The organism is Morganella morganii H1r (genome assembly GCF_000633515.1).
Classification (GTDB): domain Bacteria; phylum Pseudomonadota; class Gammaproteobacteria; order Enterobacterales; family Enterobacteriaceae; genus Morganella; species Morganella morganii_B.
On record NZ_AYMP01000016.1, the window covers coordinates 1 to 12,633 of the forward strand.

General features: G+C 51.9%; 12 protein-coding genes. 8 read left to right on the plus strand and 4 right to left on the minus strand.

Annotated features, from left to right (window positions below; all coding sequences use genetic code 11):
• The first annotated feature begins 77 nt into the window (after positions 1-77).
• Both U868_RS0109355 and U868_RS0109360 read left to right on the plus strand, forming a co-directional pair.
• Positions 78-410, plus strand: a complete 333-nt coding sequence (locus U868_RS0109355; RefSeq protein WP_025153055.1) for an SMR family transporter — start codon at positions 78-80, stop codon at positions 408-410.
• Positions 411-439: 29 nt separating this feature from the next.
• Positions 440-745: a putative hemolysin gene (locus tag U868_RS0109360; protein WP_025153056.1), complete on the plus strand. Its 306-nt coding sequence runs from the start codon at positions 440-442 to the stop codon at positions 743-745.
• Positions 746-799: 54 nt separating this feature from the next.
• Here the strand turns inward: U868_RS0109360 and dsbB are convergent, their stop codons facing one another.
• Both dsbB and nhaB read right to left on the minus strand, forming a co-directional pair.
• On the minus strand, positions 800-1,330 hold the full coding sequence (dsbB, locus tag U868_RS0109365) for a disulfide bond formation protein DsbB (protein WP_025153057.1): 531 nt from the start codon (positions 1,328-1,330) through the stop codon (positions 800-802).
• 162 nt (positions 1,331-1,492) lie between these two features.
• Positions 1,493-3,040 (minus strand): sodium/proton antiporter NhaB, encoded by a 1,548-nt coding sequence (gene nhaB, locus U868_RS0109370; RefSeq protein WP_025153058.1) that lies wholly within the window; start codon positions 3,038-3,040, stop codon positions 1,493-1,495.
• A gap of 236 nt (positions 3,041-3,276) precedes the next feature.
• Between nhaB and fadR the strand changes: the two genes are divergently transcribed.
• Positions 3,277-3,990 carry a fatty acid metabolism transcriptional regulator FadR gene (fadR, locus tag U868_RS0109375; protein WP_025153059.1) on the plus strand — a complete coding sequence of 238 codons (714 nt, stop codon included), beginning with the start codon at positions 3,277-3,279 and terminating at the stop codon, positions 3,988-3,990.
• A 45-nt stretch (positions 3,991-4,035) separates the two neighbouring features.
• On the opposite strand, the gene U868_RS0109380 is transcribed toward fadR, so the two are convergent.
• Positions 4,036-4,896 (minus strand): alpha/beta fold hydrolase, encoded by an 861-nt coding sequence (locus U868_RS0109380; protein ID WP_025153060.1) that lies wholly within the window; start codon positions 4,894-4,896, stop codon positions 4,036-4,038.
• 396 nt (positions 4,897-5,292) lie between these two features.
• On the opposite strand from U868_RS0109380, the gene U868_RS0109385 reads away from it, so the two are divergent.
• The 5 genes from U868_RS0109385 (at position 5,293) to U868_RS0109405 (ending at position 11,656) form a co-directional block, all read left to right on the plus strand.
• The gene (locus tag U868_RS0109385) at positions 5,293-6,591 is read left to right on the plus strand and encodes a D-amino acid dehydrogenase (protein WP_025153061.1); all 1,299 of its coding nucleotides are present in this window, start codon (positions 5,293-5,295) and stop codon (positions 6,589-6,591) included.
• Positions 6,592-6,617: 26 nt separating this feature from the next.
• Entirely contained in the window at positions 6,618-7,688 is a 1,071-nt protein-coding gene (gene alr, locus U868_RS0109390; protein WP_025153062.1) for an alanine racemase, read from the plus strand.
• A 96-nt stretch (positions 7,689-7,784) separates the two neighbouring features.
• On the plus strand, positions 7,785-10,106 hold the full coding sequence (gene hypF, locus U868_RS0109395) for a carbamoyltransferase HypF (protein ID WP_025153063.1): 2,322 nt from the start codon (positions 7,785-7,787) through the stop codon (positions 10,104-10,106).
• 106 nt (positions 10,107-10,212) lie between these two features.
• Complete coding sequence (locus U868_RS0109400; RefSeq protein ID WP_025153064.1) at positions 10,213-10,971, plus strand: MipA/OmpV family protein; 759 nt, start codon at positions 10,213-10,215, stop codon at positions 10,969-10,971.
• 94 nt (positions 10,972-11,065) lie between these two features.
• Entirely contained in the window at positions 11,066-11,656 is a 591-nt protein-coding gene (locus tag U868_RS0109405; protein ID WP_025153065.1) for a YiiX family permuted papain-like enzyme, read from the plus strand.
• 36 nt (positions 11,657-11,692) lie between these two features.
• Here the strand turns inward: U868_RS0109405 and U868_RS0109410 are convergent, their stop codons facing one another.
• Entirely contained in the window at positions 11,693-12,574 is an 882-nt protein-coding gene (locus U868_RS0109410) for a D-hexose-6-phosphate mutarotase (RefSeq protein ID WP_025153066.1), read from the minus strand.
• Positions 12,575-12,633 lie beyond the last annotated feature (59 nt).

A 12,633-nucleotide genomic window follows, 5' to 3' on the forward strand; every position in this document is an offset into this window, starting at 1 on the left:
ATGCCGGGGGATATTTATTTTCTGATTTCTTTATAATATCCGCCTTACTGGCTGATAACGATATGAACGGGTGATTTATGAATGGTTTATTGTGGCTGACGCTGGCCGTGGGCGCGGAAGTGGTGGCGACCTCAATGTTACGGGCGGCGGACGGTTTTACCCGGCTGATACCGTCGGTCGTGGTGGTGATCGGCTATTGCGTGTCGTTCTGGGCGCTGTCTCAGGTGGTGCGGATGATGCCGCTGGGGATTGCGTATGCTATCTGGTCCGGGTTGGGTATTGTCATTGTCTCTGCCGCCGCTTATTTTATCTATCACCAGAAACTGGATTTACCCGCAGTTATCGGGATGGCTCTCATTATTGCGGGTGTATTAGTGATAAATTTATTCTCGAAAAGCAGTGTTCACTGAGCTGCATCCGCAGCTATGAGGCCATAATCATGATATCAGTTCCATTTTTCCGCCGCCCGGGGCGGGTATTGTGCAGTGTTATTGTTGCGGCGGCTGCGTTTACCGCCGGTTGCAGCAGTTCACCGGACACGGTGCAGCAAAAGCAGATCCCGCGCTACCAGCAGCCGTTAATTGATTTAACTGAAGATGCCCGGGTCAGTTGCAGCTATGCGGGCGGAACGCCGTCACTTATCCGCGAGCTGAACGGCGCACAGACACCGGGCTGTCAGTTTGCCAACGGCAAACGCTGCAGCCAGCAGTCACTGCTTTCCGGAAGTTGCGGATCAGTATTATAAATGCGTTCTGAACAGCCGTGTTATGATGACACGGCTGTTATTGACTGAGTCAGATCAGAACAGACGGCGCGGCTGTTTGCGGTGAATGAACTGGGATAATAATACCAGCGCACTGACAAGCAGATACACAGCAAAGATCCCGATAAGCCACTGCGGCATATCCAGTTTCAGGAATACCCACTGCTGAACGGCACAGTCACCGGACGCCTCAAACACGGACGGCAGCCAGGTATTGAGCGGCAGCCATTCCGGGAAATTCACAAAGAAATCACAGGTATTGAACGGAGACGGGTAGAGCTGGATCATGGTGTGTTCCCATGACAGCTGTAATCCGGCAATCCCGCTGTAAATCCACAGGGCAATAGCCAGCCAGCGGATGATAACGCTGCGCGGTGCTATCCAGCCGAGGAATCCGGCAAATGCAATGCCCAGGACGGCAATACGTTCATAAATACACATCACACACGGCTGTAATCCCATTCCGTGCTGAAAGAACAGGGCGATACCGTCGAGTGCCAGTGCGGAGATCATCAGTAAAAACCATGCACCGCGGCCCCGCGAACACGCATAAAGATAAGTCAGCATAATTGTATCCGGGTTATCCGATTAATAAGAAACAGATTAACTAACGCAGCGACTGTACGATAAAAAATACAGCAGCGCACCCCTTTTCCGCATTTACGGCGGGCAGAAACAAAAAAACCGGAATAACACGGTTATTCCGGTTAGTGCAGTGTAAAAAAGTGGTTACGGCAGTGTGATCATACCATTTGCCGTCATCCATTCTGAAACCGGTACCAGCCACAATTCAACACCGAAGAAACCGACCAGTGTCATCACAATGGTGTAAGGCAGCGCCATGATCACCATTTTTCCGTAGGAAAGCCGGATCAGCGGTGCCAGTGCGGACGTCAGCAGGAACAGGAATGCCGCCTGACCATTTGGTGTCGCCACTGACGGCAGGTTTGTCCCGGTATTGATAGCAACAGCCAGATATTCATACTGGGTATAGGATACCAGTCCCGCTTTCATTGCCGTCATTGCCTCATTGATATACACCGTGCCGACAAAGACGTTATCGGAGACCGCCGAGAGCAGGCCGTTGAACAGATAGAACAGTGACAGCTGCGATGACGGATCCGAACTGAGGACAAACTGAATAAACGGTGTGAATAATTTCTGGTCAACAATTACCGCGACAACAGAGAAGAACACGGTCAGCAGGGCGGTAAACGGCAGTGCTTCCTCGAAAGCCTCACCGAGAGCATGCTCTTCCGTGATCCCGCAGAATGCTGTTGCCAGAATAATCACCGATAAACCGATCAGCCCGACTTCGGCGAGATGCAGGGCCAGTGCAGTGATCAGCCAGATACCGATAAGGCCCTGGACAATCAGCTGCATTTTTTCCTGTTTGGTCCGGCGTGCTGCGGATTTTTGTGCATTATCCTCCAGTACGGCTCTGACCCGATCCGGCAGTTCCGCACCATAACCGAACAGTTTAAACCGTTCCACCAGGTAACAGACCAGCAGACCACAGACAAACACCGGAATCGTCACCGGCGCCATATGCAGGAAGAAATTCACGAAATCCCATCCGGCATGTTTGGCAATAATCAGGTTCTGCGGCTCACCCACCATGGTCATCACGCCGCCGAGAGCGGTACCGATACCGGCATGCATCATCAGGCTGCGCAGAAAGGCACGGAACTGATCCAGTGTCTGGCGCATTTCGCTGCTGTCAATAAATTCATCATCACTGAGTGTCACCGTTTCCTTTCCGGAAGAAGCATACTGATGATAAATCGCATAAAACCCGACAGATACACTGATCACCACGGCGATCACCGTCAGAGCATCCAGAAATGCGGATAAAAATGCACTTGCCAGACAGAAAGCAAGGGAAAGCGCGCGTTTGGAGCGGATAGACAGAAGCAGTTTGGTGAACAGAAACAACAGCAGCTGCTTCATAAAGTAAATACCGGCAACCATAAAGATCAGCAGCAGAATAACCTCCAGGTTATTCATAATCTCATGACTGATTTGTGCCGGAGAGGTCATGCCGATCAGTACCGCCTCAATCGCCAGCAGGCCGCCGGGTTGCAGCGGATAGCACTTCAGTGCCATCGCAAGGGTGAAAATAAACTCAATGACCAGCAGCCAGCCGGCGGTAAAAGGGTCAATAAAGAAGTAAACAACCGGATTTATAATTAAAAAAAGAATAATAGCAAGCTTGTACCAGTCAGGGGAGTGGCCCATGAAGTTTTTCAGGAAGGCCTGCCGCATTGATATTTCCATTATTGCTGTGTGTCCTCCGCAGGGGGTGAAAAGACGATCCGCGTATAACTACAGTGCTTTATACTACGCCGGTATTCTGAATTTATTAAGAATTTAAATCAACTGATGGTCACCGTCCGCACTATCATGATTTATGACCGGACTCACTCTTTCGCAAGCTGATTGCTATATCGCGGCATCACATTCTGTTATCATCCGGATAATTGGAAGGTTAATTGTTTTGGACGAAGTCATCTATGGTCATCAAGGCGCAGAGCCCTGCGGGGTTTGCAGAAGAGTATATTATTGAGAGTATCTGGAATAACCGCTTTCCGCCGGGATCCATTTTACCCGCAGAGCGTGAGTTATCTGAACTGATTGGTGTGACCCGGACAACCCTGCGCGAAGTACTGCAACGCCTTGCCAGAGATGGCTGGCTGACGATTCAGCACGGTAAACCGACAAAAATTAATAATTTCTGGGAAACATCCGGACTGAACATCCTGGAAACCATTGCCCGTCTCGATCACGAAAGCGCGCCGAAACTGATTGAGAACCTGCTGGCAGCCAGGACCAATATTGCATCCATTTTTATCCGTACTGCGTTTCGTAATAATCCGGAAAAGTCACTGGAAATTCTCAGCCGGGAAAATGAGCCGGATGATAATTCCGATGCGTTCAGCCAGTATGATTATGACGTGTTCCGCGGCCTGGCATTTGCCTCCGGCAACCCGATTTACGGTCTGATCCTGAATGGTCTGAAAGGGTTATATACACGGGTCGGCCGGTTCTATTTCGCAAGCCCGGAAGCGCGTAAACTGGCGCGGAATTTTTATCAGCAGCTGACCGGCCTGTGCCGTGAAAAAGCCTATGATAAAGTACTGGATTGTGTCCGCAGCTACGGCAAAGAGAGCGGTACTATCTGGCAGACCATGCAGAGCGGTATTGCACAGGATTTGAATCCGCAGTAATACAGGCGGACAGGATGAAAAACCGGCTCAGTGCCGGTTTTTTTGTTATGCGCGGGCCAGAGCCTGTAATATCGCCTGTGACTGTGTCCAGAGCAGGGAGCCGCCTTCTTCCGCAAACAGATGATGTTCCGCGCGGGGAAAGCGTCCGGCCAGGATTTTGCCGCCATCCGGGGAATGCACGGTGCTGGTGTCCTTCTCCCCGTACCACAGCGACACCGGACAGGTGATTTGCTCCGGTGTAAACCCCCATTCCTGCATAGCAATCAGCAGATCCTGTGTATAGCCTTCATTTCCCTGAGAAAATGCCTCTGCCATACACTGCCGGTAAACCGGTAAAAAATCTGCCGCCTGATAAACCGCAAGGTCTGTTTCCCCGCTGTAATTCAGAATGAAATTCATCAGCCACTCTGCAGTGATATTTTCCCGCACCCATGCACTAAATCCGTCAGGCTGAGTCCGGGCGTTATTTTGCATATCAATGATATCCGCAGATAACAGTGCCCGGGTTGGCGGGTAATCGAACTGATCCTGTCCCGAAATCAGTGCCAGAGCGGAAACGTCCGCATAATACGCCAGCGCCATGGCATAAACCGCGCCCTGAGAGAATCCCGCCACCCGGAACTGTGCGTAACCCAGTGACTGCATCAGAAAAGTGACATCTGAAGCAAAGGACATCAGGGATTTTCCGGCATCGGGAGAAGAGTCCCCCAGTCCGGGACGATCGGGGGTTATCAGCCGGATATTATGGTCTGCCAGATACGAAATGCCGAATCCGGCAGAGCCGCTCATACCTGCACCGGTGCAGAATACAACCGGAATACCGGTTTCCGGGCCGGAATCATACCAGCTGAAGTGGCGGCCATCGGGTAAGGTAGTGATGGTTTTGCGTTGGTTTTTAATATTCATGGTGATTACCGGAAAATATGCCGGAAGGCATAAAAAAGAAGAGGGCGTTTTCTGATAAATAACCGGCGTAACGTAAATATACGGATTATTTATTCAGTCTGGTGTCATCGGCAACAGAGACGAGAGTCCGGTTGCGTTTCACGATGAGTTCGCAGCGGTGCCTGCGACAGATAGCCTGCATACTATTTAGTAAATGCTTATATTACAAGATAATAAAAGCATTTTCGGATAAAAGGATAATTTAATTAATGATATCAGTGATTAAAAAAAATACGGTTTTGTGACAGGCTGCAAAGAATCAGACTTAATATGATGTGAGGGGATTCCGCTATGTTGGCAAAATGTTTCTGAAATATTATGCTGATGCTAATGTGAAATAAGTAACAAGGCGGCAACATGAACATTGTCATCCTGGGAAGTGGTGTTATCGGTGTCACAACAGCCTGGTATCTCGCGCAGAAAGGGCACAATGTGACTGTTATCGACAGGCAGCCGGCGGCGGCGGAAGAAACCAGCTTCGGTAATGCCGGGCAAATCTCTCCCGGTTATGCCACACCGTGGGGCGCACCGGGTATTCCGCTGAAAGCGGTGAAATGGATGTTTGAAAAACATGCCCCGCTGGCCATCAGGCCGGACGGTTCGTTGTTCCAGCTGCGCTGGATGTGGCAGATGCTGCGTAATTGCGGTGCGGATTATTATGTTATGAATAAAAGCCGCATGGTGCGGATTGCGGAATACAGCCGTGACTGCATGAAAGCATTACGCGCAGAAACCGGGATACAGTATGAGGGGCGTCAGGGCGGTACACTGCAACTGTTCCGCACACAAAAGCAGCTGGATAACGCCGCCAATGACATTGCGGTTCTGAAGCAGGAAGGCGTGGCGTACCGCCTGCTGAGTGCCCGTGAACTGCACGAGGCAGAACCGGCGCTGGCCCATGCGGAACATAAGCTGGCGGGTGGCCTGCAACTGCCGAATGATGAAACCGGGGATTGTAACCTTTTTACCAAACGGCTGGCGGCAATGGCACAGCAGGCCGGCGTGAAATTCCGTTTCGGTGTCAATATTCACCGTCTGCAATTCAGCGGTGATCGCGTCAGCGGGGTGATCTGTGATGAGGAAGTGATCACCGGTGATCAGTATGTGGTGGCGCTGGGTTCATACTCCACGAAATTACTGCACGGTCATGTCGCCATCCCGGTGTATCCGCTGAAAGGTTATTCTCTGACCATGCCGATTATTGACGAAAGCCGTGCTCCTGCATCCACCGTACTGGATGAAACGTATAAAATTGCGGTGACCCGTTTTGACCAGCGCATTCGTGCCGGCGGTATGGCGGAAGTGGTCGGTTTTAATCTGGATATTGTCAGACGGCGCTGCGAAACACTGAAAATGGTGGTACAGGATCTTTACGGCGGCGGCGGGGATATCAGCAAAGCCACGTTCTGGACCGGTCTGCGCCCGATGACACCGGACGGTACTCCGATTGTCGGGCCGACGGAATACAGTAACCTGTTCCTCAATACCGGTCACGGCACCCTCGGATGGACAATGGCCTGCGGCAGCGGGCAGTTGCTTGCCGATATTATGTCCGGTGACAAACCGGCTATCCGTGCGGATGATCTTGCCGTTTCACGTTATCTGAACGGATTTAAGACCCGGCTGGTGATCCCGCAGCAGTTGCATACCGCATAACGAACAAAATAAGGAGTGGTGATTTTATGCCTCGTCCGATACAGGCTGTGATTGACAGTGAGGCTGTCCGCTATAATCTGGCCCGGGTAAAAGAGCGGGTCAGCCCGTCCCGGGTGTGGGCAGTGGTAAAAGCGGATGCATACGGACATGGCATTGAACGGATTTTTCCGGCACTGGCGCAGGCGGAGGGCATTGCGCTGCTGGATTTCAGTGAGGCGGCGAAAGTCCGCGAACTGGGCTGGCAGAAACCGCTTCTGTTACTGGAAGGATTTTTTCAGCCGCAGGATCTGTCTCTGATTGACCATTTGCAATTATCAACATCCGTACACAGCGAGTGGCAGCTTAAAGCGATAGAGGAAACATCGTTTATTCATCCGCTGAATGTGTATCTGAAACTGAACAGCGGCATGAACCGGCTGGGCTTTTCACCGGCGGCGTACCTGAATGCACTCCAGCGCCTGACAGTATTACCACAGGTCGGCACTATCACACTGATGAGCCATTTTGCGGATGCGGATTTAACCGCCGGTATTCATAAACAGATGTCCCGTATTGCCCTGTTCAGCTCTCTGAACTTACCGCAATGTCTGGCAAATTCCGCAGCGGCCATGTGGGAACCGGACACCCGTGCGGATGAAGTGCGCTGCGGTATTATCCTCTATGGCGTATCACCCAGTGGCAACAGTGCGGATATTGCAGAATTCGGCCTGAAACCGGCAATGACACTGCGCAGTGAAATTATTGCTGTTCATGATATTGAAGCCGGCGAAACGGTAGGCTACGGCAGCCGTTTTACCGCTGCGGAGCCGATGCGGATTGCCACCATTGCCTGTGGTTATGCCGATGGTTACCCGCGCCACGCACCGGATGGCACACCGGTCTGGATTGCCGGTCAGCGCTGTCCGCTGGCGGGACGGATCTCCATGGATATGCTGACAGTTGATATCACCCGCTGTCCGCAGGCGGATATCGGTACACCGGTTGAATTGTGGGGTGCGAATCTTCCGGCGGATGATGTCGCGCAATATGCCGGGACTATCGGCTACGAGCTGCTGACGGCACTGGCACGGCGGGTACCGGTGATCACCGCCGGGTAATTATACGTCTTTCCGGCTGTTTTTATGATCCTGATAAATACCCGGTCACTCTGCGCGCAGTAAACTGTGGCGGTTGAAATCAGGCAGGAGTGCGGTATGCAGGCGGGTGTGGAAATCCGGGTGAAAGGAAAAGTTCAGGGAGTCGGGTTTCGTCCGGCTGTCTGGCAGATAGCACATCAGATGGGATTGTGCGGGGATGTCAGCAATGACAGTGAAGGGGTGCTTATCCACCTTCCGGCAGATGCGGATATCGCCGGTTTTATCAGCCGGTTGCAGGCTCAGTGCCCGTTGCTGGCGCGTATCGACCATATCGGGCAGCAGCATTATACCTTTGAACAGCGTCCGGCAGCATTTACTATCACCGCCAGCGGACAGGGGGAAATGGATACGGAGATTATCCCGGATGCAGCAACCTGTGATGTTTGTCTGAGTGAGTTGTTTGACCCCGGCAACCGCCGTTACCGTTATCCTTTTATTAACTGCACACACTGCGGACCCCGTTTCACTATTATCAGAGGAATGCCGTATGATCGCCCGAACACCACGATGTCGGTGTTTCCGTTTTGTCCGGTGTGTCAGCATGAATACCGCGACCCGGCAGATCGCCGCTTTCACGCACAACCTAATGCCTGTCCGGATTGCGGGCCGCATATCTGGCTGACGGATCCGCAGCAGCAGATTACCGCCCGTTTTGATGATGCTCTGTCAGCCGCAGTCCGCTTACTGAAAGACGGAAAAATTTTGGCAATGCAGGGACTGGGTGGTTTTCATCTGGTGGCGGATGCACAAAACAGTGACGCTGTGGCTCTGCTGAGAGCCCGTAAACACCGGCCTGCCAAGCCATTTGCGGTGATGATACCGTCCGTTGACTGGCTGGCGGAATGCACCGGACAGGCGCCGGATCCCGGCCTGATAACGCTGCTGAAAAGTCCGGCTGCACCGATTGTGCTGACAGATGAACCGGGGATGATTGCTGCTTTATCGCCGTTGGTCGCACCGGGATTGTGTGAAACCGGAATTATGCTGCCGTCTAACCCGTTACAGCACCTGTTACTGCATGATATTCAGCGCCCGCTGATTATGACCTCCGGGAATGCATCGGGTCATACCCCGGCACTGGATCACGCAGCGGCATTTGAGCAGCTTAGTACCATTGCCGATGCTTTTCTTATGCATAACCGCGAAATTATTCAGCGGGCGGATGATTCTCTTGTCCGTTATCAGTCCGGTGATGTTCAGGTGCTGCGGCGCGCGCGTGGTTATGTGCCGGATGCCATTGATGTCAGTACTGTGACCGGCAAAAATCCGCCTGCGGTTCTGGCGCTGGGCGGTGACCTGAAAAACACCTTCTGTCTGCTGCATCATCAGCAGCTGATTACCGGGCCGCATCTCGGGGATTTGGCCGATCTCTCCGTGCAGGGGCAGCTTGAGGCCTCGCTGAAACTGTTTGAACAGATTTATCAGATGAAACCGCAGGTTGTCGCCGGGGATGCGCATCCGGGCTATATCAGCCATCAGATAGGTATGGCACTGGCGCAGGCACATGAGGTGCCGTTTATTCCGGTTTACCATCATCATGCTCATATTGCAGCCTGTCTGGCAGAACACGGCTGGCGTCAGGAAGATGGCGAAGTGGCGGGGATAGCGCTCGATGGCCTCGGGTACGGCGCGGATAACACATTATGGGGCGGTGAAATCCTGGCGGGTGATTACCGGCAGATGACCCGCACCGGCGGGTTACCGGCGGTGAGTCTGCCAGGTGGTGATAAAGCCGCTGTTCAGCCGTGGCGTAACCTGCTGGCACATCTGCATCATGCCGGTTTGTGGCCGTCTTCGCCACTGGCAGCACGGCTTGCCGGGAAGAATACAGCACCGCTTATCAAAGCCATTGAGAAGGGCATCAATGCCCCGAAAGCGTCATCATGCGGGCGTTTGTTTGATGCGGTGGCCTGTGCGCTGGGATTAACCGCTGATCAGATAAGCTGGGAAGGTGAAGCAGCCTGTGCACTGGAAACTTATGCGTTACAGTGTCACAATCAGGATGAACTTATTACAGGTGAAACATTGCCGCTGACGGCGGATAATACCATTGATTTATGCCCGCTCTGGCAGATGCTGGCGGATGATACGCTGACAATACCGGAAAGAGCATTCCGTTTTCATGTGCTGCTGGCAAATACGGTGGCAGGAATGGCGGATAAAACCGCTGTACGGAGGAATACGGATACGATTGTGCTTTCCGGCGGGGTATTTAATAACAGGCTGCTGCGCCGTTTCATTAAGGACAAATTAAGCCACCGGCAGGTGCTGGAACCCCGTCAGCTGCCGTGCGGTGATGGCGGAATTGCTGCAGGACAGGCGCTTATCGCGGCAGTGACATTACTTAACGAAAACCGGCGGCACGATTTAGCACAGTAAATATTTGTAATTTTTATCATCGCTGAATTATCATTCACCGTAATATATGCGATCCGCAAGCGTTGGTTGCGGTAATTTGTACATGAATTTAACTCAGGAAATGATAATGCATAAGAAATTAACCGGCCTGCTCAGCCTCAGTATGTTAACTGTCATGTCAGCCTCTGCGTTTGCCGATGACGGGAAATGGTCTGTCGGTGCATCTGTACTCTATCAGGATCAGGCATACCGCGGCACAAAAACGTCTGATAAGTTTATGCCGGTTCCGATGGTTAACTATGAAGGTAAAAACTTTTATTTTCATACGTTAGCGACCGGTTATTATCTGTGGAATGATAAAAAAGATCAGCTGTCCGTTGATCTGTTCTACTACCCGCAGGCATACCGTGCCAAAGATAATAAAGATTCCCGTATGCGCAAACTCGATAACCGCCGTGATACCGCCATGGCCGGGCTGAGCTACCGTCACCATGAAGCGTGGGGAACATTGCGTACCAACTTCTCCGGCGATATCCTGGGTAAAAGTGACGGTATGCGTTTTGATGCCGCTTACCTCTACGGATTCGAAGGGAATAATTGGTCTGTCCAGCCGGGGGTGGGTGTGATCTGGTCCAGTGAAAAACAGAACCGTTATGAATACGGGATCACTGACGCGGAATCCCGCCGCAGTGGTCTGGATGAATACCGTCCGGGCAGCAGCTGGACACCGTATGTCGAGCTGACCGGCCGCTATCAGTTTGATGAAAGCTGGTCCGCCTTCGCCATGGGCCGTATCGACCTGTTACCGTCGGAGGCCAAAGACAGCCCGATGGTGGATAAAAAATACACCTCCATCCTGTGGACCGGTGTGACTTATACTTTCTGATGATTCAGCGGTATAACAGAACTGCACCTGACCTGTGTCCGGTGCAGTTTTTTTATGGCTGAAATCCTGCCGGAGGCTTTCTGTGGTCAGCGTGTTGCGTCATTGTCTGTTATTGCTCTGTTTCTTTATTTCCGCCGTGTATGCATGGCAGCCGCAGCAGGGCGATATTATTTTTCATACCTCGCGCTCCTCTCAGAGCCTTGCCATTCAAAAAGCGACCGGGTCGGTATACAGCCACATGGGTATTATTCTGCTGCGTGACGGAAAACCGTATGTGTATGAGGCGGAAAAAACCGTCCGGTTTACTCCGCTGAAACAGTGGATTTCACGTGGTACCGGTAATCACTATGTGGTGAAACGCCTGAAAAAACCACTGAGTTCCTCACAGCAGCTGGCTTTATACCGTGAGGCGGGCCGTTATCAGTCACGGCCTTACGATCTGACATTTTCATGGGATGATGAGCGGATTTATTGTTCTGAACTGGTCTGGAAAATTTATAAAAATGCCCTGAATACAGAGGTCGGGCAGTTACAGACATTGCGGGAGTTTGATTTATCCTCACCGGAAGTTCAGGCGAAAATGAAGGAGCGATACGGAAAGAATATTCCGCTGAATGAAACGGTGATTTCGCCGGTGGCCATGTTTGATTCACCGCTGCTGAAAACGGTATATGAAAGCCGGTAATCCTTTACCGGCCTTCATAAGCGCGGGAACAGCCTGTCAGCCGATTTTCGGGTTCAGACGGATACGGACAGAGAGATGGGACGGTTTATCACCCTGTGGTGCCATAGGGCGGTTTATACGCGCACTTTCGGCACACACCATGGTTTTATAACCGTCATCCGGCATATCTGCCATTGATGCGGATAATGCCGCTCCCGGGTTCCAGCACACCACATCACTGTGATGAAAATGCACCACTTCAATATGACGTTTTAATTTCTTATCGTGAATATAGGTGGCTTGTTCCGGCTCGGTATAAATGCGGTCAGTACGGCCATTGAACACCAGCTTTGTATCTTCGGTATACTCTTCGCGCTGTGACAGATTATCCAGCAGATGCTGACCCAGACCGCTGATACTGACCTGAGCAATATCACCGACAGTAAAATAGGTATGCAGCGCAGCGGTTGCCTGATACTGCCCGTAAGCTTCCAGCTCAACCTCACAGGTTTCTCCCAGACGGATGCGGGCAATCAGTGTGAATTCGTGCGGCCACAATTTGCGGGTTTCCGCACTGTCACGCAAAGTGAATGTGAGAAATACACCCTCTTCATTTTCATTATGGGCGGTGAATTCCCACTGCATGATACGGGCAAAACCGTGAGAAGGCGCCTGTACCGGGCCGAACCACGGCCAGCAGATAGGGATCCCGCCGCGGATGGCCACACCCGGGGTAAATGCACTGTTCTCACTGAGCCACAATCCCGGCTGTTCTGAACCGGCAGGTTGCCATGCCAGTACCTGTGCTCCCTGAAAACTGACCGCAGCACGGACTTTCGGATGGTCGATCACAATAACCGGCAAATCACCCATCTGACGCTGGGACAGTGAAGGGGTGATCGGACTGGTAACCGGTAACGCAAGAAGGCGGTCAATCATAATTTACCCTTTTGTAATAAAAACAGGACATTTAATCTCTACTTTACGACTGTTTACCC

Bases quoted from the DNA above. Each gene is read 5' to 3' on its own strand.
- U868_RS0109355 (WP_025153055.1), top strand. From the start codon at position 78: ATGAATGGTTTATTGTGGCTGACGCTGGCCGTGGGCGCGGAAGTGGTG.
- U868_RS0109360 (WP_025153056.1), top strand. From the start codon at position 440: ATGATATCAGTTCCATTTTTCCGCCGCCCGGGGCGGGTATTGTGCAGT.
- dsbB (WP_025153057.1), bottom strand. From the start codon at position 1,330: ATGCTGACTTATCTTTATGCGTGTTCGCGGGGCCGCGGTGCATGGTTT.
- nhaB (WP_025153058.1), bottom strand. From the start codon at position 3,040: ATGGAAATATCAATGCGGCAGGCCTTCCTGAAAAACTTCATGGGCCAC.
- fadR (WP_025153059.1), top strand. From the start codon at position 3,277: ATGGTCATCAAGGCGCAGAGCCCTGCGGGGTTTGCAGAAGAGTATATT.
- U868_RS0109380 (WP_025153060.1), bottom strand. From the start codon at position 4,896: ATGAATATTAAAAACCAACGCAAAACCATCACTACCTTACCCGATGGC.
- U868_RS0109385 (WP_025153061.1), top strand. From the start codon at position 5,293: ATGAACATTGTCATCCTGGGAAGTGGTGTTATCGGTGTCACAACAGCC.
- alr (WP_025153062.1), top strand. From the start codon at position 6,618: ATGCCTCGTCCGATACAGGCTGTGATTGACAGTGAGGCTGTCCGCTAT.
- hypF (WP_025153063.1), top strand. From the start codon at position 7,785: ATGCAGGCGGGTGTGGAAATCCGGGTGAAAGGAAAAGTTCAGGGAGTC.
- U868_RS0109400 (WP_025153064.1), top strand. From the start codon at position 10,213: ATGCATAAGAAATTAACCGGCCTGCTCAGCCTCAGTATGTTAACTGTC.
- U868_RS0109410 (WP_025153066.1), bottom strand. From the start codon at position 12,574: ATGATTGACCGCCTTCTTGCGTTACCGGTTACCAGTCCGATCACCCCT.